The 22903-nt window shown below is 45.7% G+C and carries 20 protein-coding genes and 1 pseudogene; 11 read left to right on the forward strand and 10 right to left on the reverse strand.

The annotated features are described in order from the left end of the window. The first annotated feature begins 2 nt into the window (after nucleotides 1-2). The 3 genes and pseudogenes from QUA57_RS02240 to QUA57_RS02250 all read left to right on the forward strand — a co-directional run bounded on the left by QUA57_RS02240 (nucleotide 3) and on the right by QUA57_RS02250 (nucleotide 2549). A complete protein-coding gene (locus QUA57_RS02240; protein WP_333059216.1) occupies nucleotides 3-539 on the forward strand; it encodes a GNAT family N-acetyltransferase in 537 nt (178 codons plus the stop codon). A 337-nt stretch (nucleotides 540-876) separates the two neighbouring features. After that, a complete protein-coding gene (locus tag QUA57_RS02245; protein WP_333059217.1) occupies nucleotides 877-1623 on the forward strand; it encodes a HEAT repeat domain-containing protein in 747 nt (248 codons plus the stop codon). 23 nt (nucleotides 1624-1646) lie between these two features. Next, a pseudogene (locus tag QUA57_RS02250) lies at nucleotides 1647-2549 on the forward strand (Rpn family recombination-promoting nuclease/putative transposase). A 114-nt stretch (nucleotides 2550-2663) separates the two neighbouring features. Here the strand turns inward: QUA57_RS02250 and QUA57_RS02255 are convergent. From QUA57_RS02255 to QUA57_RS02280, 6 genes are all read right to left on the reverse strand, one after another. Continuing rightward, nucleotides 2664-3437: a class II aldolase/adducin family protein gene (locus tag QUA57_RS02255; protein WP_333059219.1), complete on the reverse strand. Its 774-nt coding sequence runs from the start codon at nucleotides 3435-3437 to the stop codon at nucleotides 2664-2666. Between the two features lie 107 nt (nucleotides 3438-3544). After that, nucleotides 3545-4216, reverse strand: coding sequence for a hypothetical protein (locus tag QUA57_RS02260; protein ID WP_333059221.1), 672 nt, complete (start codon nucleotides 4214-4216; stop codon nucleotides 3545-3547). 165 nt (nucleotides 4217-4381) lie between these two features. After that, complete coding sequence (locus QUA57_RS02265; protein WP_445304451.1) at nucleotides 4382-5647, reverse strand: NAD(P)/FAD-dependent oxidoreductase; 1266 nt, start codon at nucleotides 5645-5647, stop codon at nucleotides 4382-4384. 24 nt (nucleotides 5648-5671) lie between these two features. After that, nucleotides 5672-5830, reverse strand: coding sequence for a rubredoxin (gene rd / locus QUA57_RS02270; protein ID WP_333059225.1), 159 nt, complete (start codon nucleotides 5828-5830; stop codon nucleotides 5672-5674). A 224-nt stretch (nucleotides 5831-6054) separates the two neighbouring features. Beyond that, nucleotides 6055-6822 carry a ChaB family protein gene (locus tag QUA57_RS02275; protein ID WP_333059227.1) on the reverse strand — a complete coding sequence of 256 codons (768 nt, stop codon included), beginning with the start codon at nucleotides 6820-6822 and terminating at the stop codon, nucleotides 6055-6057. 185 nt (nucleotides 6823-7007) lie between these two features. After that, nucleotides 7008-7337 (reverse strand): DUF433 domain-containing protein, encoded by a 330-nt coding sequence (locus tag QUA57_RS02280; RefSeq protein WP_333059229.1) that lies wholly within the window; start codon nucleotides 7335-7337, stop codon nucleotides 7008-7010. Between the two features lie 79 nt (nucleotides 7338-7416). On the opposite strand from QUA57_RS02280, the gene QUA57_RS02285 reads away from it, so the two are divergent. From QUA57_RS02285 to QUA57_RS02300, 4 genes are all read left to right on the forward strand, one after another. Further along, nucleotides 7417-8106, forward strand: a complete 690-nt coding sequence (locus tag QUA57_RS02285) for a polysaccharide deacetylase family protein (RefSeq protein ID WP_333059231.1) — start codon at nucleotides 7417-7419, stop codon at nucleotides 8104-8106. A 4-nt stretch (nucleotides 8107-8110) separates the two neighbouring features. Continuing rightward, a complete protein-coding gene (locus QUA57_RS02290) occupies nucleotides 8111-9097 on the forward strand; it encodes a DUF6263 family protein (RefSeq protein ID WP_333059232.1) in 987 nt (328 codons plus the stop codon). 162 nt (nucleotides 9098-9259) lie between these two features. Beyond that, the gene (locus tag QUA57_RS02295) at nucleotides 9260-10741 is read left to right on the forward strand and encodes an S-layer homology domain-containing protein (RefSeq protein ID WP_333059233.1); all 1482 of its coding nucleotides are present in this window, start codon (nucleotides 9260-9262) and stop codon (nucleotides 10739-10741) included. A 279-nt stretch (nucleotides 10742-11020) separates the two neighbouring features. After that, the gene (locus QUA57_RS02300; RefSeq protein ID WP_333059235.1) at nucleotides 11021-11695 is read left to right on the forward strand and encodes an acetoacetate decarboxylase family protein; all 675 of its coding nucleotides are present in this window, start codon (nucleotides 11021-11023) and stop codon (nucleotides 11693-11695) included. 225 nt (nucleotides 11696-11920) lie between these two features. Here QUA57_RS02300 and QUA57_RS02305 read toward each other — a convergent pair whose 3' ends face one another. Continuing rightward, on the reverse strand, nucleotides 11921-12397 hold the full coding sequence (locus tag QUA57_RS02305; protein WP_333036605.1) for an orange carotenoid protein N-terminal domain-containing protein: 477 nt from the start codon (nucleotides 12395-12397) through the stop codon (nucleotides 11921-11923). A 288-nt stretch (nucleotides 12398-12685) separates the two neighbouring features. Here QUA57_RS02305 and QUA57_RS02310 point away from each other — a divergent pair, with 288 nt between their 5' ends. After that, nucleotides 12686-13015 (forward strand): Uma2 family endonuclease, encoded by a 330-nt coding sequence (locus QUA57_RS02310; RefSeq protein ID WP_333059236.1) that lies wholly within the window; start codon nucleotides 12686-12688, stop codon nucleotides 13013-13015. 16 nt (nucleotides 13016-13031) lie between these two features. Continuing rightward, the gene (locus QUA57_RS02315) at nucleotides 13032-13274 is read left to right on the forward strand and encodes a Uma2 family endonuclease (protein ID WP_333059257.1); all 243 of its coding nucleotides are present in this window, start codon (nucleotides 13032-13034) and stop codon (nucleotides 13272-13274) included. Nucleotides 13275-13360: 86 nt separating this feature from the next. Here the strand turns inward: QUA57_RS02315 and QUA57_RS02320 are convergent, their stop codons facing one another. Continuing rightward, entirely contained in the window at nucleotides 13361-16546 is a 3186-nt protein-coding gene (locus QUA57_RS02320) for an MFS transporter (protein ID WP_333059237.1), read from the reverse strand. Nucleotides 16547-17061: 515 nt separating this feature from the next. After that, the gene (locus QUA57_RS02325) at nucleotides 17062-17367 is read right to left on the reverse strand and encodes a hypothetical protein (RefSeq protein WP_333059238.1); all 306 of its coding nucleotides are present in this window, start codon (nucleotides 17365-17367) and stop codon (nucleotides 17062-17064) included. Between the two features lie 85 nt (nucleotides 17368-17452). On the opposite strand from QUA57_RS02325, the gene proS reads away from it, so the two are divergent. Together proS and QUA57_RS02335 are read left to right on the forward strand one after the other, a co-directional pair. Then, nucleotides 17453-19258, forward strand: coding sequence for a proline--tRNA ligase (gene proS, locus QUA57_RS02330; RefSeq protein ID WP_333059239.1), 1806 nt, complete (start codon nucleotides 17453-17455; stop codon nucleotides 19256-19258). A 323-nt stretch (nucleotides 19259-19581) separates the two neighbouring features. Beyond that, nucleotides 19582-22551 carry an adenylate/guanylate cyclase domain-containing protein gene (locus tag QUA57_RS02335; RefSeq protein WP_333059240.1) on the forward strand — a complete coding sequence of 990 codons (2970 nt, stop codon included), beginning with the start codon at nucleotides 19582-19584 and terminating at the stop codon, nucleotides 22549-22551. An 84-nt stretch (nucleotides 22552-22635) separates the two neighbouring features. Here QUA57_RS02335 and rpmB read toward each other — a convergent pair whose 3' ends face one another. Beyond that, a complete protein-coding gene (rpmB, locus tag QUA57_RS02340; RefSeq protein ID WP_006634309.1) occupies nucleotides 22636-22872 on the reverse strand; it encodes a 50S ribosomal protein L28 in 237 nt (78 codons plus the stop codon). Between the last annotated feature and the right edge of the window lie 31 nt (nucleotides 22873-22903).

A 22903-nucleotide genomic window follows, 5' to 3' on the forward strand; every position in this document is an offset into this window, starting at 1 on the left:
TGATGTCTGCTCAACTAATACCGGGCTACCGGCTGCGCTCAGGATCGGGACTCGATCGGGCAAAACTGGTAAAGTTTATGCACCGGACTTACCAAGAGCTTTACCCGGATGGGGAATTGGGACATTTGGCTCAAACTGTCGAGCAGTATTTTTCTAACCAGACGCCGGTTTGGTGGGTAGAGTGCCAGAAAAACACCCAGGAAGAGGCAGAAATTTTGCCGACGCTTCCCTCGCAGTATCTCAATCCCCAATCTCAAGCCCAAAATCTGACATCGGTTGTCGGATGTTTGTGGTTGGGAAATGCGATAGACCAAACCACCGGAGAACGCTACGCTCACATTTTTTTGCTGTACGTAGCACCGGAACATCGCCGTCTAGGAGTAGGTGCAGCTTTAGTTATTCATGCTGAAAATTGGGCGCGGGAAAGAGGCGATCGGCAAATTGGTTTGCAAGTATTTCTGAGCAATCAGCCTGCGGTGAATCTATATCAAAAATTAGGCTATCAAACTCATTCCCTCTCGATGCTCAAATCCCTTTGAAATATAAATTCTACTGGTTTGGAATCAGGGCAAAAGTCCTGATTCATTCCAATTATGAGGACTTCTGTCCTCACTACCAACTTAAGTAACAGCAGAGATATTCCTTTGTAGTAAGGATTTTAGTCCGGATTCATCCAAATTATGAGGACTGAAGTCCTCACTAGAAACTTAGGTGACAGCAATTATGAGGACTGAAGTCCTCGCTATTAACTTAGGTGACAGCAGAGGTATTTGTTTGTAGTAAGGTACTGCGCGCGCACCCTACAATTATTGACTGCGGACTGCTGAGTGCTGACTGAGTTGCTTAGGAGCATCCTCTGTGCGGTAAAGTTTTTTTATGAACAATAACGACTACTCCAACGCCCTTGATACTGACACGGAACTGGAAAGCCCTTTGGATCATTTTGACGAATCCGAACCCCCGCTGCCAGATCCCGAGGAAATGCTGCCTTTGCTGGAATCCCCGGAACCTCAGCACCGGATGATTGCGGCGCGGGCTTTTTGCGAACTGCAGGACGATCGAGCAATTTCGCATTTAATTAATTTATTGAGAGACGGTTGCCCCTTGGTGCGAGTGAGCGCGGCTTATGCGTTGGGGCGAAATCCGAGTCCCGATGCTGTGGAACCGCTGATTGTTCAGCTTAACCGCGACTGGAACGGTTACGTTCGCAAAGGGGTAGTTTGGGCCCTGGGAAATTGCAGGGATCACCGCGCTTTGCCATCTTTAATTGATGCTCTGAAAACTGATATTTCGGCGGTGCGTTTGTGGGCGGCGAGTTCTCTGGGTCAAATGGCAAAAGTTGGTTACTATGTGGTGATTGCGGCGATTCCGCCGTTGATTGAAGCGCTGCGGGGAGATGCTGTGTCTGCTGTGCGGAGCAACTGCGCTTGGGCGATCGGGCAACTGGCACGCGAATTGCCGAATAATATAGTGTACGCTGGGGCGATCGATGGTCTGATTGAAGCTTTAGAAGAAGATGAAGATATGGGCGTGCGGGAAGATGCTAAATCTTCGCTATTGCGAGTTGGCGACCCGCGCGGATTGCAGATTATTGAAGATTTAGAAATGGAAGGACTTTTGTGATTTAAACGCCCCCATTACTAATGATGCCTTTCATCAGTGCTAAAACAAGTTTTGGTTTCAAAAAAATCTTTGGTTCGCCCCAGAGCAAAGACATTTTGATTAGCTTCCTCAATGCTATGCTCTATGACGCACAGCCAACCATTGAAGACTTAGAAATTATTGACCATTACGCCGCGCCGAGCGTTACTGGATTAAAAGACACTTACCTGGATGTTAAAGCCAAAATTACAGGCAACAAAACTGTGATTATCGAAATGCAGGTAATAAATGTAGAAGCTTTTACTAAACGGGTAGTGTACAATGCCGCCAAAACCTACGCAACTCAACTCAGGCCCAGGGAAGGATACTCTAAATTAAATCCTTTGATTGCTTTAACAATTACTGATTTTATTCTCTTTGAAAATACCGAAAAGTTTCTCACTCATTTTGTATTTAAAGAACTAGAAGAAAACTTCGAGTATTATAACAGAGAAATAGAATTAGTGTTTGTCGAACTTCCCAAGTTTAATAAAGAACTGGAACAAGTCGAAAACATAATTCAAAGCTGGATTTATTTTATCAAAAATGCTCCCCTATTCGAGGAAATTCCTGAAAAGTTTGCATCAATTCCCGAAATTCAAACAGCTTTTTCCATCGCCAGCAGAACTAATTTAACCCTTAAGGAATTAGAGGAATTGGAAAAGCGGGAAATGTTTTTTGAAGACCAGCGCGGCGCTATTATTAAAAGTCGCCAAGAAGGCATAATTGAGGGGCAAACAGAATTAATCTTGCGTCAAATCGCGCGGCGCACTGGTGAAATCCCACCCGAAATTCAAACTCGCATCCAGCAGTGATCTCTCGAACAATTAGAGGATTTAGGAGAAGTCTTGTTAGATTTTACCAGTCAAGAGGATTTGATAGCTTGGTTGGAATCGGCTTCAACATGAATTTATAATAACTTTTGCACTCCTGATACTAAATCCGGCTTTAATACCCCCTTCATTCTTTATTTGCCACAGGCGGACTGTGTTTGTGTAATAGCGGTTTCAACCGCCGAGTTTCTAATCTAATAAGTCGGGTTCCCGGCGCACTATCATGTCATAAAGCGGTTGAAAGCTAAACCATCCCATGCGGTGAGACCCTACTTGCTGCTGTGTTAAACGCGCACATTCTGGCTTGATGAGAATGGGTTTTCCCGCAGCTTCGGCCATTAACTGCGCTTGACAAGAACGTTCCATTGCAATAAACCACCAAGCTGCTTCATCTACTGTTTGACCTACTGTTAATAGTCCGTGATTTTGTAAAATAATAGCTTTTTTCTCACCTAAAGTTTTGGCGATGCGTTTAGCTTCTTCGATTTCCAAAACAACTCCGGTGTAATCGTCAAATAAAGCTTGGTCTTCATAAAAAGAACAAGCATCTTGCGTCAGCGGGTCAAGCAGGCGGCCCAAACTCGACCAACTTTTGCCGTAGGGAGAATGAGCGTGGGCTGCTGCGATTACGTCGGGGCGGGCGCTGTGCACTTGAGAATGAATGGCAAATGCTGCTTCGTTTACTGGTTTATTTCCTTCAACAACTTCGCCTTTGTGGTTGACTAAAATTAGGTCGCTGACTCGAATTAAACTAAAGTGCATTCCAAAGGAATTGACCCAGAAATGGTCTAGGTGTTCGGGGTCGCGGACTGTGATGTGTCCGGCAATTCCTTCGCTGAATCCGAAGCGGGCAAATAATCGAAATGCGGCGGCTAAACGCTGTTTGCGGTGGCGGCGTTCTTCTTCAAGTGAGGGGAATGTTGGGGGTTGAAAAGTGACTTTGGGAATTTTTAATGCAACCATATATTTTATTAGTGAAAAGACGGGAAGCAGAGCCTCCGAATCGGCATTCCCAGTCAGAGACTGGGAACGAGATAATTGGGAATTGTGGGAGAGGCATCTTGCCAGCCCTACTGACTGGCGACTTCACTAAGGCGCAAACCTGCGATGTTTTTGCAGTCAAAAGTGGCGTTGTTGCCGGGGCGACGTTCTATTAATTCGAGAATTTGTCCGGCGGGGTTTTGCAGAAACCACTGGGTTAATGAGCCGTAGTCTAGAGGACGCTCTGATAGCGCTTTAAAGTTTTTATTTTGCCATATTTTAGCAGCATTCTGCACGTTTTCGACTCGAATCGCGACGTGGTGAACTGCTGCTAATCCTCTTTCTTCCTGGAAACGGTTTTTTTGGTCGCCGGCTGCGTGGGGCGCATCTAATACTACTAAGCCGCCCGCTGGCATTAATAAGGTCATTAAATGCAGCCACAAATCGGAGGGAACGTTAATGTTTGTCGAACAAAAGTTAATCGGGAACAAGTCTGGGCCTTCGACAATTTTGGCGCCCAAGGGATAAAAAGATTCGGCGTATTTTTCGAGTTCGGCGCGGCTGGGAAATGTGATGACAAAGTGGTCGATCGCAACTTGTTCGTCGTACAGGTGTGTTTCAAACGTCCAGGTTGTTAAAAATTCGGGAGTGATAAATTTGGGGTTGAATTCCAGCAAGCCATTTTTTTCGATGAAAGGTGAGTCAAGATGGCTGTCAAGGTTGCGATCGAACTTTAGGGTTTGTAGATTCAAGTTTTTCATCTGTCTTCCCCGATGTTAACTTCGCAAAACTGCGAATTTTGTCTGCAAGCCGAAGTTGACTCACATTTGGTGCGCCTTAATTCAAAAATAACACAAAATTTAATACTGGGAAGCCGATCGCGCGCTCGCAAGTCCCAAACCTTTACAGGGCAAATCTTCCCCAATCTAAAATCTCAAATCGGATGGTTTGCCGATCGCGTTCCCGGCCAACCACGCCGTAGTCCAAGCACTTTGGAAGTTGAAACCGCCCGTCACGCCGTCGATATCCAAGATTTCGCCCGCAAAGAAAAGTCCGGGACAGCGGCGGCTTTCCATTGTCTTGAAATCGACTTCTTTGAGGTTGACACCGCCGCAGGTGACGAACTCTTCTTTAAATGCCCCTTTTCCGGCAATCTGATATTCGCCTTGAACGAGTTCTTGCAGGAGGCGATCGAGGATTTTGTTAGATAAGTCGGCCCAGCGTTTTTGCTCATCAATGCCGATCGAACTTGTCAAACGTTCCCACAGGCGGCGCGGCACCGGAAACGGACAGCTAGAGACAATCAATCGGTGCGACAACTGCGACTTAACCGCTAGCAGTTGCTGTCGCAAAACTTCCGCATTGTACTGGGGAAGCCAATTAATCAGCACAGAGGTTTTATAATGGCGATCGTGCAAAAATCTCGCACCCCAAGCCGAAAGTTTCAGGACAGCAGGCCCGCTCAAACCCCAGTGAGTAATTAGCAAAGGCCCGCTTTGTTCTAATTTAGCTCCCGGCAATTTCACCTTAGCATTAGGAACAGAAATTCCGGCTAAATCTTGGATTCTGCTGTCGGAAATATTAAAAGTAAATAGAGAAGGGACGGGCTGTTCTACAGTATTACCTAACTCTTTTGCCCACTTATAACCCGACGGATTGCTGCCTGTAGCGAGAAGAATGCGATCGCACTTCAATTTATCCCCGGATTTCAACTCAATTTCAAAACTAGGGGCGGTGTCTCCGTGTTCGCCTTCTGCCGTATTTCCTGTTAACTTCTTTACTGAAACTACTGCATCGCCGGTGCGAATTTTTACGCCTGCATCCTCAGCAGCGCGGATCAAACAGTTAACAATTGTCGCCGAATCGTCTGTGGTCGGAAACATTCGCCCGTCTTCTTCGGTTTTCAACTTGACGCCGTGACCTGCAAACCATTCAACAGTATCGCGCGGTTGAAATCGAGTAAAAGCACCGCGCAGAGCTTTTCCACCTCTGGGGTAATTCTGCACTAAAATACCGGGATCAAAACAAGCGTGAGTAACGTTGCAGCGCCCGCCGCCAGAGATGCGAACTTTTGCCAGGAGTTGTCGGCCAGCTTCTAGTAAAGTGACGCGGGCCTGGGGGTAGGTTTTGGCACAGGTAATTGCACTAAAAAAACCAGCAGCACCGCCACCAATGACTGTAATTTTGAGGATTCGATCGGACAAATTTTTTCTCGCTTATTCGGGTTCAAAATCGGATTTTGCCGCCCCGCAAGTGGGACAAACCCAATCGTCGGGGATATCTTCAAAGGCAGTACCGGGCTCTATGCCTCCGTCGGGGTCGCCTTCTGCTGGATCGTAGACGTAATTGCAAACTGTACAAACGTATTTTTGCATTTGCTTAACTCAATTTTCTATTGTAAGCCTATAGATTGTACTTGACAACGCAACCTAGTGCAATACCACTTTCAAAAACTCATGAGACTTTCAGCCATTCCCAAATGATTAAAAATTAAGTTTTTCACAATTATAAAATCTAAAATCTAAAATCGTCAAAGCCTCTAGAACCACAGTTCTAGAGGCTTGATTGTATTTTTTATTAGTTTACTGCGATTGCAAGACTAGACTTTCGCTAAAGGCTTAGTCCAAACGCCGTTTTCATCTTCTTCGTATTGCTGGTGAATGGCGTCCCAAGCGGTGTGTTCCGCTTGTATCGAGTCGTTGCTTTCATCAAATGCGGCGTTGTATGATTCCATAAAGGTTTTTTGAGCAGCTTCCGACAGGTGCGATCGCACTTCGGGAGACAAGTCTGCCGTACTATTGCAGCGACCTTTGACGGCGCGCGGCAGCGTCATTTCGCTAACTGAAACTTCTTGGCCACCTGCACTTTCTAGCAAGAGTTGAAATTCGCCCGATTTATCTGCGGGAACTTCTGCCATCACGAGAAATTCGCCTGCTTCAACGCGCGTTTGATAGATAGCTGCTTTGTCTTCGGGCATTCCCAAAGCGACTAAAGCGGAAACTAGACCCGCACCGGCTGAACCTGCGATCGCCCCGCTAGCTGCACCCAACAGTACAGCACCCAGCGGGCCTGCCGAGACTACTGCACCGACAAAGGGAATAAACAGCACGCCGACGCCAGTTAGCAAACCCAAAAAAGAACCGAATAATGAACCAAAAATCGCCCCGCTTCGCAGACCGCCTAAAATCACATTTTTTTTAGTAAGAAAGCCGGCAATTCTAGTTTTAGACTGAAAGTTTTTTCCCATGACTGAGATGTGTTCGCGGGAAACTCCGCGATCGAGCAAGCGCCGAATTACGCCGTCTAATTGTTCTTCTTCCTTAAATACGGCTGAAACTGTTCGTTCGGCTAAATATTCCTCGGTCATTTTTCCTCCTTGATGATTGGTCGATTAGTTTTGATAGTGTTTAGTATAGGAAGACACGGTAGGGCAAGCGCATCGACCGCGAGATAGAGGTCGATTTATTGGATATACTTTGAGGCTCTATCAAAAGACTTAATGATTTTTTTAGTTGCGATAGCTCATCTTTTACTAACAGTTATTCAGCTCTACTATAAGCTCCCAACTATTCCTATCTTCTTGTATTGTAACGGCTTAAGTTTAATCGTATATGCAGATTCCAAGCGCTCCCACTCAGCGTTTTCTGCCGCTATATCCGCGTCAATTTTGTCTTTGTTCGCATAATAGTAGGCTAGTGAACCATAAATGGGTGTTAAAGTCAAGTGCGGTTTTTTATCAATGATTTGTTCTGGAGTCAGCCCAGCATTAAAATCAATAGCAATATTTTCTAGGGTAATTCGGGTTGTGGCGATGCGGGGGCTGCCGCCGCAAGTTCCCGGCGTGGTGACAATTAGCGTTCCAATCTCAACGGTAGTTGTCATATTTACCTAGATTGAGTTAACTTTACTCTATTGTAACGCAGCTTCATTTCTACCCGATCGCATTTAACAAGGTTAATCAATGCCACTAGCACCCCTGTTTCCTGTCGTTCATCCCATCCTCAAATCTGCTTTTCCCAGATGTCTGTGGACTGGAGATATCAACAGCCGAGAAATTGCCCTCACATTTGACGACGGGCCGCACCGTCAGCACACACCTCAACTGTTAAAAATTTTAGATAAATACGACATCAAAGCTAGTTTTTTCTGGCTAGGTTTTTGCGTTGACCGCCATCCAGAAACGGCTAAAGAAGTGTACGATCGCGGACACTGGGTCGGTCTCCACGGCTATCAGCATATATCGTTTCCCAAACTCAAAACCCACGAACTCAAACAAAGTTTAGAAGACACGCAAAAAGCAATTGCCAAAGCTTGCGATTTAGACCCAAAATTAATCCTGGACGTGCGGCCGCCCAACGGCATTTTTACGCCGCGAACATTAGAGTTATTGCAACAGTGGGAATATCGCCCTGTAATGTGGAGTGTCGTCCCGGAAGATTGGGTGCGGCCGGGGGTTAAGAAAGTTATTAGTCGCATCGTGCAGCAAACTGAAAACGGATCTATTATTGTACTGCACGACGGCTATTGCGGCGGCGAAGATGTTGCAGCTTCGGCGGATAAAATAATTCCATTGCTTTTGTACAAAGGTTACAAATTTGTGACAGTCGATAGACTGTGGGAACAGACCAACATTCAAATAACAGGAAATTAAGTTAATGAAAAAAAGACAGTTTATTGCATCTCTTTGTTTGGTAAGTGCCGGATGGGCGATCGAGCTTTCTCCTGCTTCCCTAAGCGCGGAAACTCCACTTGTAGTGCAGCAGCCAGCCCCTGGCGTATCCGCGCCTGCCCCCAACTCGAAAACCCCGCAAGTGGAACTGCTAAATCCGGGAGTGGAACCACGACAGGAACTGCGTTTAAAACCCGCTATCGATGTCAAAGAAACAACTGTTATGACCGTAAAAACGGATATGGAAATATCCGCATCCGGTCGGTCTTCGCCTGGGGCTAAAATTCCAGTATCGGTGATGACTTTCGAGACAAAAGTCACTAAAATTGATCCCAATGGCGATATTCACTACGAGTTTGCTTATACTAACTCAGATATCGTCGGCGATACTGGAAATATGCCACCAGCCGTCCGAGATTCCATGCGTTCCGCACTCAAAAGCATGGTGGGAGTGAAAGTCTCTTTCATCATGGACAATCGCGGTTTTCATAAAGGAGGTGACATTATTTTGCCCGAAAAAGCTGACAACAACCTCAAACAAATGGTTGGACAAATGTCTAAATCTCTAGAACAACTAGCCTCGCCGCTGCCTGCCGAAGCAGTCGGAAAAGGAGCCAAATGGCGCGTTTCTTCTTCCTCTGATTTCAGTGGCATGAATGTGAATGACATTGCTACCTATGAATTGGATAGCTGGCAAGATGGAGTTGTGTCTCTGAATGTAAGTATAGAGCAGCAAGCCAACCCCCAAAATATTACCTCTCCCCAATTGCCTGCTGGAACTACCTTAAGCCTCAAATCTTTTAGTTCTCAGGGCCGGGGAAAAGTTACAGGGCGCTTGGATAGATTAATTCCTTGGCGCTCTAGTGTGTCTATTAGTTCAAATAGCGAAATGAGTGTTAAAAATGCTGGCAGCTCAGAAGAATCAACAATCACCACAAAAATGGCGATGGAGATGACTTTAGAGTCGAAGTAAGCTTTATTATAGGAACTCGAAAAATTAGGGACACGGCACTGCCGTGTCCTTAGTCGCCGATTAACTTGTAATAAATGGTATTAAATCAGGTTAATATACCTGATATTATATAACTTTTATGAAAGTTTCGATCGCCAATTTGTAAGTAGAGGAGTCTGTTCTATGATTCGATCGCACAGATGGCAAGCTATCATCGGTTTACTGGTAGCCCTGGGGATAATCATCGGGAATTTAATGTTTCCGGGTCTGAATGTAGCGCCGGCATTTGCTCAAGCCAAATTTAAGGATGTTAACGACCATTGGGCGCAAGCTTGCATTGAGGAGTTAGCGCAGAAAAAAATCATCAGTGGCTATTACGAAGACGGCACTTTTCGCCCGAATCGCCCCGTCAGCCGCGCTGAGTTTGCGGCGATGGTTCGCATGGCTTTTCCCGATGCCAAAACCGTCCGCGCTCCGATCGACTTTGCAGATATTCCTACAAATTACTGGGGTTTTAAAGCAATTCGAGAAGCTTATCAGACGGGTTTTATGTCTGGATACAGTGGCAGTATCTTTAACCCCACTTTGAATATTACCCGCTGGCAGGCTTTGGTAGCTTTAACCAGCGGCTTGAAATATACACCTACGGGGTCGGCGGCTGAGATTTTGGATGCGACTTTTGAGGATGCGCGGGACATTCCCGAACTGGCAAGAAATGCGATCGCCGCGGCCACAGAAAAACAACTTGTGGTCAATTATCCTGCGGTTAAACAGCTAGAACCTACTCGGAATGTTACTCGCGCCGAAGTCGCAACTTTTTTCTGTCAGGCGATCGCCAAACCCGGCCAAAGTGCCTTAGTTCCTGCCGAATATATCGCCCAAGTTCCGGCGAATATCGGCCCGCCGATAACAACAGAAATCTCGGAAGCGGGGAAAGTTCGGGCGGAAGTTTCTTTCGTAAAAGAAGCAGAAAATGCTAAAAATCTCCGCATCAGAATTATCCGCGACGGTAAAACTTTATTAGAAGAACCAGTGCTGATTCCGACTCGCTCTCTAGTAGATAATCCCGACAAAAGAGCCAGCGAAGAAATATCAGAAGGACGTTTTTTATCGCTGCGAATCCGTGATTTAGACGGGGACAAAGAACCGGAAGTGCTGGCAGATTTAGTGTCCATCAAAAGCGGCGTCCGATGCTGCAATTATTCGTTTATTTACCGCTACGAATCGGGGGCTAACAAGTACAGTCACATCAAGCATTTTTGGGGCAATGTGAGTTACGAAATAGTCGATTTTGGCAAAAATGATATCCCAGAGTTTAAGAGTCAGGACGGCAGATTTTCCGAGGCTTTTACAAATTACGCTGATTCTCGCTTTCCGCTGCAAATTTGGCAGTACCGCCAAGGTAAAATGCAAAATGTTAGCAAAGAGTATCCGGTGGAAGTATACACGAATTCTGCTGAGCTTTGGCTAGAATCTAACAAGCGTTTGAGTGAAAATGGGGAGGTGAAGGGGGTTTTGGCGGCCTTCATGGCGAACAAGTATGTTATGGGCCAGGAGGCGGAAGGTTGGCAGTTGTTGGAGAGAGTTTATCAAGGGCGCGATCGCACTCAATTCTTTGGGAAGTTGCGGGAGTTTTTGGTAAGTACGGGTTATGCTAGTAAGTAGATTTGGAGGTGTTTAACCGCTGATTTAAGCGGATTAACGCGGATAATATCTGTAGGGGCGGGTTTGACGAATAATATCTAATTCCTACTAACAATATTACTCAACCCGCCCCCATACAACAGATAACCCACGTCAACTATTCATCCAATTTATCGTCACATATTAATTTGTTTAAATAAAGTAAATTACTAAAAACTTGTGAAGAAATACCAAAAATTGTTGCTTTTTGAAGTGGCAAGCTAAAATAAATATAAAATCTCATACATTTCATGACTGAAAATGGTATATCCACCTGCACCTTGGAATCTGCAAGGTTATGCTGTTCAGACTTTACAATTGGTAGATGTGGCACGAGTGCGCCCCTTGGTTCCCTCTGAGTTAGAAATTGTCTCTTTATTGCCAGGAAAAACCCTAGGTGGCATTTATATATCCTCCTACGGGTTGGGTTCGGTGATGGAGTACAATGAGTTAATTGTAGTTAGCGCGATCGTCAATTATGCAGGAAAATGGGGTGCTTGGATTTCCCATATTTATGTAGACAATCCTAACTCGGTAGCCGGCGGACGGGAAATTTGGGGACTTCCTAAAGAATTAGCTCAATTTACCTGGGAAGGCAGCGAGTCGGTAAAGGCAGCACCGCTAGGCTACCGAGTCACAGTTAGCCAAGGAAACCGTCAACTGTGCAGCCTCAATTACAGCAAGCAAACTTTAGCCTTACCGCTGCCTTTTAGCGGAAATGTTTTCAGCGCTGACCGCAGCAATTTGCTGTTGTTTAAAGGAGGATTACAGTCTCGCATCGGTTTGATTAAAGGCGAATTAGAAGTGGCAGAAGAAAGTCCTTTTGCCAGTTTAAACTTAGGGCAGCCCTTGCTAACTTTTGGCTCCGAAGATATGCGTTTAACAGTCGCTGCGCCGGAAGTTGTGGGGAACAAATCCCTTGAATTCAATTATTAGCTGTAAAGTGCGGGTATTCGCCGTAAACCTAAAAAAACCGAACAGCCAGAAACCCGGTTTCTTGAAGAAGCCGGGTTTCTGGCGCGGGGTATGAGTTTGATCTACTTACTAATCTTTTTGAGGACTTACGCATCAAAAGGCTAAAAACCCGGTTTCTTCTTAGATGCCTCGTTGCGGCACCCCATATTCCCCTACAAACCAGTTTTTTTTTCGTAAGCCCTATTTTTAAATGCCAGCCCCCGGAGCGGCTTCAGCACCCATTTCTAAGATTGTACCGCGAAGGAAATCAATTTGCTGCTGGAAATCCATCCCCTCAATCTTTCCTAATAAAGCTTTTCCTGCTTCGGGAAGTTGATAGTCTGGAGGCACAGGAATAATAGTTCCTTCGTCCATTCCTACTGCTAGGAAATACCAAAAAGCCAGCTTGGTTTCAGGACTCATTGAGCCGTACATCCGGCTGATTTCGGTATTGGCTTTTGAGGCAATGTCCCGCATTACTTGTAGTTGTTCTTGGTGGGGCAGAGGCTTGACTTGCTCGAACAAACCCTGAGCGATTTCGGAACCGGAAGCACCGGGAGCCGCTGGCGTTATTGACTTGCCCATTTCGGTGTAAACAAACCACAGCAAACCTAATTGGTCGTCTACACTCAACTGCTTAATATCTGCTTTTCCTTGGTCGTAAGCACTGGTAGTAAAGGTCATTCAAGCCTCCAAAATAATATGTATTGCTCAGTTTTCTTATTTGTGAGAAAACTTTTGTTTGCTACTTAAGTTAAAGTACCTAATAAATAGTGATGCTAGAATCTTGCTTAAGACAGAGATGATCCCGGACATAAGTTCGGGGAGTAAATTTACCAAAATTGGGAAAAATTGCAACCAAAGGATGAGGGAAATTTGCCAAGATTGTTGTTAGCGGAGCTCATGATTAGCATTGTTTAGCCGATCGACGATCGCCTATAATCGCAACAGACCTCTATTTAGGTGGCTGTTATGTCGATCGCAACTGCAAAACGCTTCACCATAGCGGAATATCACCGCCTGACAGAACTGGGGTTCTTTGGTGAGGACGATCGAGTTGAGTTAATTAATGGAGCACTTGTGAAAATCGCTGCTAAAAGTACCGCTCACGAAACCTGTCTGAGAAGATTATTGCGGGAATTAAGCGCCCTAGTAGCAGAGCGGGCAACTTTACAGTGTCAATCTCCCATCGTTTTACCGACAAACAGCGAACCTGAACCTGATTTTTCGCTCGTACAAAATCGCCCTGACGACTATCTATCTCTTTCACCCCTGTCCAGGGGATATACTGTTGCTGATTGAGATTGCAGATTCTTCTTTGAGTTACGACAAACAGGTTAAGCTCCCCCTTTATGCTGAAGCCGGAATCTCGAACTATTGGATATTTAATTTATCACAAACTTGCTTGGAATGTTACAGCGAGCCGTATCAGAATGCCCCTGGCCAATTTGGTTATCGCAGGACGCTGATTTTTCTGCCGAACGAGTCTGTTAATCTGCCTTATTTTCACGACTTGGCGCTCGATTTATCGAGAGTATTGCCGCCAACTATAGAATCCTGAAGGACTCTGATATTATTCCCAAGAAAATAGGCTGGCAAACAGCCAGCCTAGAATCAGGAGAACTTTATTTCAAACTCGTTGAAAATCTAGCTAAACAAACCAGAAATACCGTTGACTGCTATTGCTCCAGCCAAAGCGGAAACAACCACAGAAGTCAGAGCCGTACCGAACAGCCACCAAGCTGCGGCTGCTGCAGCTTCGCGCGCATCTTCTGCTTGCTGCTTGGTCTTTTTCTTGAGCTGTTTGATGCGTTTTTTAGCTTCTGATTGCAGGCGTTCGGCTCGCAATAAAACGCTGTCCCGGGCTCCTTCCATTTGGTCAACAATTCGGTGCGCGTCAGTCTCGGAAATATCGGAACGAGAACTCAGCAGGGCAACTAAAGTACCGCGATCGAACTCACCTAAACGCTCTTTAATCGCGTCAAATCCGGCCTGCGGGTCGTCAAACACTTTGCGTAAGTCCCGCTTGATGCCTTCGTAGTTGAGTTCGGGTCTCTCCAGCGAATTGAGGTAATCGCGGATTTTTCCGAAAATACCGTCCATTGCCGACTGAAACTTGTCCTGAACCATTTGAACTTGTTCGACAATTTGGTTGCGGACAGATTCAATTTGGTCGGCAATTCTGTTAGCTTCCTCTTCCGAGATGTCTTCCCGCTGCGACAACAATGCTACCAGAGTCGATCGATCGAAGTGCTTCACGCGATCGCCCAAACTTTGCATCCCCATTCCCGGCTCGCTAAACAGCAACTGCAAATCGCGTTTGATGCTTTCAGGATTGAGTTCTTCCTTGTCCGTATTCCGCAAGTAATTTTCCAAACTGCCTTGGAAATCCCGGACTGTTTTTTGAGCGCGAGATGCCAAGCGGCGGGGCGATTTCACGATGCTGCGAATCGAATCTTGCACGCGATCGATCGTCCGATTGATCTGTTCTTCGCTCAAATCTTCCCGCTGCGACAGCAACTTGACCAAAGTTTCGCGATCGACCTGAGAAAGTCTATCCCGAAGTGCCAAAGCACCCTCTTTCGGATTTTCAAACAATTTAGTCAAATCCCGATTGATGCCTTCTGGATCGAGTTCATCGAGGTTTGTATTCCGCAGGTATTCGCCAATTTTTGCAGTAACTTCCTCGTACTGCTGCTTAGCTCTATCTGCAACTATTTGCGGGGCGTGGATAATGTTGTCGCGCACAGATTCAATGCGGTCGATCGCCTGATTGATCTGTTCTTCGCTGAGGTCTTGGCGCTGTGACAGCAACTGCACCAGCGTATCGCGGTCGAATTGAGACAAGCGTTCTCTCAGCGCTTTAAATCCGGCTTCCGGGTCGTTTAACAGCGTTTGAAACTCGCGCTCGATCGCTTCAGGATTGAGTTCTTCCTTATTAGTATTGCGGAGATAGTCTTCTACCTTTTGCCGCAATTCTTGGGCTTTCGATTGCGCTTGCTCTTGCAATTCTTGAGCTCTAGAAATAACGCGATCGCGAGAACTTTCGAGCCGCCCGATTAACTGATCGGCTTCCTCTGGACTGAAATCTTCCCGCTGACCGAGCAACTGCACCAAAGTATCGCGGTTAAACTGCGAAAGGCGATCGCGCAAAGCCTCAAAACCAGCATCCCGGTCTTCCAAAAGCGCTTGGAAATCCCGTTCGATACCTTCAGGATTCAGCTCATCTTTGCCAGTCGATCGCAAATAATTCTCAATCCGGCTCCGCAAATCTTGAGACTGTTCTTCACCAGCAGCAGCTTGCACAATTTCCAACACTTCTTGTCGGACACCTTCAAGCTGTTCGGCAATTTCCGTCACCTGTTCCGGAGCAAACCCCTCGCGGCGGCTTAGAATCCCTACAAAATAATCGGGATTAAACAGCTCTAACTGTCGCAACACCGCCCCAGGAGAGGCTTCCGGGTCGTAAATAACATCCCTAAATTCCTGCTTGATTGTCTCCCGGTTGAGATGCCACGGTTGGGCATTCATCAAGTAGTTTTCCACATCTGCCTTAGCTGTATTGAAAGGCAGCGCAGGCACTTTGTCACCCACCTGAGAAGCCAAAGATTTAGCTTTTTGAGTCCCTTGTGCTGTCAGTTGTTGCAACTGACCAGAGATTTTTTCCACATCCAAATCCGACAAATCCGTCCGCGACAAAACAGTGCCCACAAGAGCTTCCACACCCAACTGCATGGCTCGCTTCATGCCGCTGCTGGATTCCGATTTGTTTTCCCTACTTTCGAGAATTTGAGACAGCTTGGCGTTGAGTTCGTCAGACTTCAGCAAATCGGGAGCCGCAAACTTGAGAAAATCAACCAACTCTAAATTCGGGTCTCTCTGCTCTTGCTGCTTGCCGAAAGTTTGCTTCCAAACACCTTCGAGTTGGTCAGCAACTTGAGTTATTTCCTCTTGAGAAAAGTCGGTGCGACTCTTAACTAAATCCACAAAAGTCTGGCGGTTAACATTCTTCAGAACGTCGCTTCCGGCAAGAGATTTGATATCTGCATCGCCCAGCAACTTTTCAAATTGACCGCGAATTTCCTTAACATCTAATTTCGGTAACTGCAAAGAACCCACATAATCTTGCAGTGTTTCGCGAATGCTATCCGGGTCTACGGCCGAACTCAATTCGCGACGGACAGCGGCAACAGATGCCTCTACAGTATTGACCATTTGGTCGCTAGCCATCTTGCCGCCGATCGCAGCACCAGCAGTACCCATGACGCCTTGAAGCCCTGAAAAAGCAGTTTTTATCAAGGAACCGATCATAGAACCGACGGCGCTAGAACCGAGCCACACCAGCGTTAAAAAGTACGCAGCCCAGATTACCACACCAATAATTGCCGCTCCGTCTACCGAGGCAATTGAAGTTAGTTTGACTGCCAGAAAACAAGCCAAAAATAAAGCCAGGTTAACGGTGACTAAAATCCAACCCCCGACTAAACCTTCGATTTTCCGAACTTTCTTGCCTAAACTTTCGGACTCATCATCATCGTCATCGTCGGGTAAAGCCTCGTCCCAATTTGAGATTTTGGCGGCGATCGAGAAATTTGTTAACAGGAACTGGAAGCCGAAAGCCATGATGACTCCGGCAATTAATGCCACGAAAAACTGCGGGCTTAAAAACATCAGCCCTCCGATATCGGGGTGGTCAAATGGCACATCCATTTGTACAGGCATTTCTACTGGCATTTGTACTGGCACTGGCATTTCTACTGGCATTTCTACTGGCATTTGGCCCCTATTGACTTGGGGAGTGTACAGCGACATTAATAACTCGCTTTGAAACATAATTTCCCTCCTAAGTTTTTATGCCTAACTCGGCATAGCGAAAATAGTCCCCAACTTTTTTATAGGGGATTTTGTAATCTTTAGATGATGGTTTGTGTTGGTTTGGCTTTATCTTAGGGAAAGCCTTATTAGTGAAATTGGAATGAGTAGTAAATCAGTTCTCTAGTTATCTCATCCTTACTGCTTATTATGGCTGTGGAAGCGAAAAAATAAATCCGTCTAAAGTCAGAAATTAGTTTTGATGCGAGTGGTAGCAGCAGAGTTCGCATAAAACTGGCAAGTTTGAGGCGGGCGCCATCGCCACCAACGATCAATAGTAATAAAGTGCGAAGCGCTTCAGCCTAGATATCCTATCGTGGGCTACCTAGTTGAGGATTCCGTTTGATTTGTAGGTTCAAAACGAGGTAGTAATTCCGAGGGATTGAGCTGCATAATCAGTCGGTTGCGATCGAGGGTTTCTAGATCTAATTGCAGGCAATTCAACAAACATGATATCGGGTGCGCCGCAGTCTATGCTACGAATTTTTGCCGCAGCATTTACCCTCACAGTTGCGAAGGCTGCGAATACAGCCGTACTCCTCAAAACGTTGACTGTGTTTGCGAACAGTAGGATAGGCCAGTAAATATAAGGGAATCCCGATTATTTTGTAAAGCAATCGACCAGCAGCATGAACAATATCCCAAATTTCGCTTAAATTAGGTTCTCGAACAAATTCTCCTATTTCATCTTTTAAAGCAAGCCACTGAGATTGCACAGTAGGAGAGTGACAATTATCAAATACTGCCATACCTTTTTCGTAGTTTTGCCAAATTTTATTCATATATTTAATCAAATCCGCCTCACCTCTGATAATATCAGAAGTTAATCTGAGATTACAATCCTTCGGTATTTTAAGGAAATCAGCTATGCGACTCTCTCAAATGCTTTTTGTCACCCTGCGCGAAGACCCCGCAGAAGCAGAAATTCCCAGCCACAAACTATTACTCCGTGCCGGATATATCCGGCGCATCGGTAGCGGCCTTTACGCTTATCTCCCTTTGATGTGGCGAGTTCTCAAAAAAGTCTCTCAAATTGTGCGCGAAGAAATGGACGCTACCGGCGCTCAAGAATGTCTCCTCCCGCAATTGCAACCGGCAGATTTGTGGCGAGAATCCGGCCGCTGGGATACCTATACTCAAGCTGAAGGTATTATGTTTTCCATGACAGACAGGCAGCAGCGAGAATTGGGGCTGGGCCCAACTCACGAAGAAGTAATTACTACAATTGCTAAAGATATGATTCGTTCCTATCGGCAATTGCCTTTACATCTTTATCAAATTCAAACTAAGTTTCGCGATGAAATCCGCCCGCGTTTTGGCTTGATGCGCGGTCGCGAATTCATTATGAAAGATGGCTATTCTTTCCACACTAACGAAGAAAGTCTGAAAAAAACTTATCAGGATATGGCTCAAGCTTATAGCAATATGCTGCGCCGATCGGGCTTGCAATTCCGAGCAGTAGATGCTGATTCGGGAGCAATTGGCGGTTCTGGTTCTCAAGAGTTTATGGTGCTGGCTGAAGCGGGCGAGGATGAAGTTCTTTATACTGAAGACGGTCAGTATGCCGCGAATGTGGAAAAGGCTGTCTCGATGCCTGCTGATGCCGAACCGTCGCCCTTTGCAACTTTTGAAAAGCGGGAAACGCCGGGAACTGAAACAATTGATAAACTATGCAAGTTTTTGAAATGTTCTCCGACGCAAGTTGTCAAAAATGTGCTTTACCAGGCAGTTTACGACAATGGTATCACAGTCTTGGTATTGGTAAGCATTCGCGGCGACCAAGATGTGAATCAGGTAAAGTTGCTCAATGAATTGACGAAGTTAGCAGGCAATTATCAAGCTAAAACAGTTTTATTTTTGACTGTTCCGGATGCGGAAGCTCAGCGGAAATGGGCGGCTAAATCTTTACCTCTCGGTTATATGGCTCCCGATGTTGCTGATGATTATATAGCTGGAAGTAAGGAGGTAAACTCTAAGTTTTTGCGTTTAGTCGATCGCACTGCAGTTGACCTGACAAACTTTGTCACCGGTTCAAACGAATCAGGATACCACGTCGTCGGGGCCAATTGGAACAAAGAATTTCCTCTACCAGCAACGGTTGTGGGTGTCAGGACGGCGAAAAAAGGCGATCGGGCAGTGCACAACCCCGAACAAACCTTGCAAAGCGCCAGAGGCATCGAAGTCGGCCACATCTTCCAATTAGGCACAAAATACTCCCAAGCAATGGGCGCCACCTACACCAGCGAACAAGGCGAAGAAATGCCCTTTGTGATGGGCTGCTACGGCGTCGGCGTGTCGCGGCTAGCTCAATCGGCCGTAGAACAATCCTACGACAAAGACGGGATAATTTGGCCAGTGGCGATCGCCCCGTATCACGCCATAATTAGCATCCCCAATATTTCCGACGCCCAACAAGTAGAAGTCGCCGAAAAACTCTATGCAGAACTCAATCAATCAGGCATTGAAACGTTACTAGATGACCGCGATGAACGAGCAGGAGTTAAATTCAAAGATGCCGATTTAATCGGCATTCCCTATCGCATTGTTCCGGGTCGTTCGCTGAAAGCAGGCAAAGTTGAAGTCGTGGAAAGAGCAACTCACAAATCCCAGGAAATTTTCATTGATGAAGTAAATTCTACGTTGAAACAGTGGATTGAAGCCGCCGTCAGCTAAGACTTTTTAATCAGTAAGGTGCGCGCTGCACCTACATTTAAAATCGCAATCTGCGCGGTCTACACCCTACATTAGCTCCCCTTTTGGGAGCATCTCAATGAAAGCACTCCAGCTAGAAATTGGAGTTTGGAGGCAAGAGACAGGAGGCAGGAGGCAGAAGAAGTGTTTTTACAAATATGAGATACTCCCCCCTCTTCCCTCTTCCTTCTTCCTTCTTCCCTCTTCCTGACATCCGTTACATCCGTTACATCCGTTACATCCGTTACAGAATCCGTTGCCGAACTTCCTTGAGATGTGAAATTATCTAAAACTTAAAACTCGATATGAATCTGAACCTAAATCAGTTTCTTCGATTCCCTCAATCCCGAATTGGGCGGTACTTAGCCCAAGTAACTGTCGTTGCGGTCGCTTACGCCGTGGGGGCGAGGCTAGCAATTTCAATTCAAGGTGTCAATCCTTTTGCTGCCTCGGTGTGGCCACCGGCAGGAATTGCCCAAGCCGGACTTTTATTGTTTGGGAGTAAAGTCTGGCCGGCCATAGTTTTGGGCACATTTCTGCTAAATTTTGTTAACCCAAATGAACAGATATTTGCGGTTTGGCTGGGAGGAAACGCCGGGGCAATTCTGCAAGCGGTTTTTGCAGTAACTGCCCTGAGCTGGTTCCGGTTTCGTCCCTCTCTCGAACGTTTGAAAGATGTAATTAATTTAATCTTGTTTGGCGGTCTAATTGCTACTCAAATCAGTTGCACTATTGGCGCATTTTCTCTATCTTTAGCTGGGAAAATAGAGTGGAGTGAATATTGGTCTGCTCGATGGAATTGGTGGTTGGGAGACACAATGGGAGTTTTAATTATAACTCCCTTAATTTTAATATTTATTCGTCCTCAAGTAACCGCAAATCGTTTAAAACTACAAACAGGAACCCAGAAAAATTATTTAATTGAGCGAGGAGTATGGTTAATATTATTGATCGGGGTGAGCTGGCTGGTATTTGAGTCGAAACATGAAGCTTCGATTTCTCGTTATCCCCTGGAATATTTGCCGTTTCCTTTGATCATGTGGGCTGCGCTTCAATTCGGTCAGCGAGCTGCTGTCATAGCATCGTTTATTGTCTCAATCATCGCAATTTTTGGCAGTTCTCATGGAGGGGGGCCCTTCACAGCCAAAGCAGACAATATTAATCAGGCTATATTATTTTTGCAAGCTTTTATGGGTGTAATTACGATTACCTCGCTATTATTGGCAGCGACAGTAGCTGAACGCACATCAGCAGAGTATTCTCTGCGGGAGAGCGAAATTAAATATCGAGAATTGGTGGAAAATGCTAGCAGCATTATTATGAAATTGGATGCTAATGGCCATATTACTTTTTTTAACGAATTTGCCGAAAAATTCTTTGGTTACAAAGAGGAAGAAATTCTGGGAAAAAATGCCTTGGGAACCATTATTCCACCGACGGACTGTGAAGGAAATAACTTAGAGTTGGTTTATAGTCAAATTTTACAAAATCCCGATCGCTTTACCAGCTATGAAAATGAAAGTATCCGGCGCAGTGGCGATCGCGTTTGGGTATCTTGGGCAAATAAACCGCTGGTTGATTCAGCGGGCAAACTTTTGGGCATCCTCTGCATCGGCACAGATATCACGGATCGCCGAAAAGCTGAAATAGCGCTGCAAAAGCTGAATGAAAAGCTGGAAATCCGAGTTGAAGAGCGGACAAATGCCCTGAAACAAAGCGAACTTCAACTACAGAAACAGAAATCGGCATTAATTGATTTAGCCAAAAATAAAGCGCTGAATCAAGGCGACTTAACCAAAGCGCTTCAAGAAATAACTCAAACTGCTAGCCGTACTCTGGAAGTTGCCCGATCGAGCGTCTGGCTGTACGATCGCACTAAATCCAAGATGGAGTGCCTAGATTTGTTTGATCGCACTCTCAACCAGCACTCACACGGTTTGAAATTAACAGCAGCAGACTATCCTGTCTATTTTCAAACACTGCGAGAAGAACGCGCAATTGCTGCCTTTGACGCGCAAAACGATTTTAGAACTAAAGAATTTGCGGAATCTTACCTAATTCCTTTGGGCATCACTTCTATGCTAGATACGCCGATTCAAATAGGCGGAGAAACAGCAGGAGTTCTCTGTTTAGAACACGTAGGAATGCCCCGCTTTTGGACGATTGAAGAACAAAGTTTCGCTGTTTCTCTAGCAGACTCTGTAACTTTCGCAATGGAAGCGCGAGAACGCCAGCGGGCTGAAGAAGCGCTGCGGCAAGCTGAAGAAAAATACCGCAGCATTTTTGAAAATGCGATCGTCGGCATTTTTCAAACTACCCCAGATGGGCAATATCTCAGCGCCAATCCTGCTTTGCTTCGCATTTACGGTTACAGTTCACGCGAGGAATTGGTCGGCACACTAACTGATATTAGCCAACAACTTTATGTTGACCCCAATCGCCGCGCCGAAGTTGTCCGCTTCATAGAAGAACAAGGAAAAGTATCGGATTTTGAATCTCAAATTTACCGCCGAGATGGCAGCATAATTTGGATTTCGGAAAATACTTATACCGTGCGCGATTCCTACGGAAATTTGCTTTATTACGAAGGTACTGTTCAAGATATCACAACTCGCAAACAAGCTGAGGCAGCTTTGCGCTTAGAACAAGAAAAATCCGACCGTCTCCTACTCAACGTTTTACCGCAACCAATCGCCGATAGATTAAAACAAGACCAAAGCATCATCGCCGATACATTTGCCGAAGTAACAGTATTGTTTGCAGATATAGTCGGTTTTACCCAAATTAGTTCCCAAATTTCTCCCCCCGAATTAGTTTCCTTGCTTAACGACATTTTTTCCACATTCGATCTCCTAGCAGAAAAGCACGGATTGGAAAAAATTAAGACCATTGGCGACGCTTACATGGTAGTAGGAGGATTGCCAATGCCCCGCAGGGATCATGCAGAGGCGATCGCCCAAATGGCCATCGATATGCAGCAGGCAATTACTGACTTCAGCAATATCCACAATCAAGATTTCAGCATCAGAATCGGCATCAACAGCGGCCCGGTTGTCGCCGGAGTCATCGGTATTAAAAAATTTATTTACGATTTGTGGGGAGACACCGTTAACACCGCTTCCCGCATGGAATCTCACGGCTTGCCGGGGTGTATTCAGGTAACAAAGACAACTTATCAGCAGTTGCGAGAAAAGTATTCCTTTGAAAGTCGCGGCGCGATCGAAGTTAAAGGCAAAGGCGAGATGACTACTTATTTACTAAAATGCCGAAAATAGCTTTAATAAAGGTTTTTCTCTAAAAGTAAGGGCGATCGCACTTTCAAATGTGCGATCGCCCTCATTTTAATTTAGCCAAGTTTTTTAAAGCTTGTAAAGATTAATTCCAGCTTCCTTCGCCATGATTTCCAAACCCTTGTGTTGCAAGGTTTTAATTGCCTTTGTAGAAAGGTGCAATCTTACCCAGCGCTTCTCCTGCGGCCACCAAACCCGCTTCCACTGCAAATTGGCGTCTTGCAATTTGTGAGTGCGGTGGTGCGAGTGAGAAACTGCAAAACCGTTATTAGCCTTCTTTCCCGTTAGCTGACATTTCCGTGACATACTTCCCTCCAGATTACTGTTTTTTGCGTGC

It is taken from the genome of Microcoleus sp. Pol7_B2 (assembly GCF_036701035.1).
Taxonomy (GTDB): Bacteria; Cyanobacteriota; Cyanobacteriia; order Cyanobacteriales; family Microcoleaceae; genus Microcoleus.

Coding starts and splice junctions, on each gene's coding strand:
- QUA57_RS02240 (WP_333059216.1), top strand. CDS start 3: ATGTCTGCTCAACTAATACCGGGCTACCGGCTGCGCTCAGGATCGGGA.
- QUA57_RS02245 (WP_333059217.1), top strand. CDS start 877: ATGAACAATAACGACTACTCCAACGCCCTTGATACTGACACGGAACTG.
- QUA57_RS02255 (WP_333059219.1), bottom strand. CDS start 3,437: ATGGTTGCATTAAAAATTCCCAAAGTCACTTTTCAACCCCCAACATTC.
- QUA57_RS02260 (WP_333059221.1), bottom strand. CDS start 4,216: ATGAAAAACTTGAATCTACAAACCCTAAAGTTCGATCGCAACCTTGAC.
- rd (WP_333059225.1), bottom strand. CDS start 5,830: ATGCAAAAATACGTTTGTACAGTTTGCAATTACGTCTACGATCCAGCA.
- QUA57_RS02275 (WP_333059227.1), bottom strand. CDS start 6,822: ATGACCGAGGAATATTTAGCCGAACGAACAGTTTCAGCCGTATTTAAG.
- QUA57_RS02280 (WP_333059229.1), bottom strand. CDS start 7,337: ATGACAACTACCGTTGAGATTGGAACGCTAATTGTCACCACGCCGGGA.
- QUA57_RS02285 (WP_333059231.1), top strand. CDS start 7,417: ATGCCACTAGCACCCCTGTTTCCTGTCGTTCATCCCATCCTCAAATCT.
- QUA57_RS02290 (WP_333059232.1), top strand. CDS start 8,111: ATGAAAAAAAGACAGTTTATTGCATCTCTTTGTTTGGTAAGTGCCGGA.
- QUA57_RS02295 (WP_333059233.1), top strand. CDS start 9,260: ATGATTCGATCGCACAGATGGCAAGCTATCATCGGTTTACTGGTAGCC.
- QUA57_RS02300 (WP_333059235.1), top strand. CDS start 11,021: ATGGTATATCCACCTGCACCTTGGAATCTGCAAGGTTATGCTGTTCAG.
- QUA57_RS02305 (WP_333036605.1), bottom strand. CDS start 12,397: ATGACCTTTACTACCAGTGCTTACGACCAAGGAAAAGCAGATATTAAG.
- QUA57_RS02310 (WP_333059236.1), top strand. CDS start 12,686: ATGTCGATCGCAACTGCAAAACGCTTCACCATAGCGGAATATCACCGC.
- QUA57_RS02320 (WP_333059237.1), bottom strand. CDS start 16,546: ATGTTTCAAAGCGAGTTATTAATGTCGCTGTACACTCCCCAAGTCAAT.
- QUA57_RS02325 (WP_333059238.1), bottom strand. CDS start 17,367: ATGAATAAAATTTGGCAAAACTACGAAAAAGGTATGGCAGTATTTGAT.
- proS (WP_333059239.1), top strand. CDS start 17,453: ATGCGACTCTCTCAAATGCTTTTTGTCACCCTGCGCGAAGACCCCGCA.
- QUA57_RS02335 (WP_333059240.1), top strand. CDS start 19,582: ATGAATCTGAACCTAAATCAGTTTCTTCGATTCCCTCAATCCCGAATT.
- rpmB (WP_006634309.1), bottom strand. CDS start 22,872: ATGTCACGGAAATGTCAGCTAACGGGAAAGAAGGCTAATAACGGTTTT.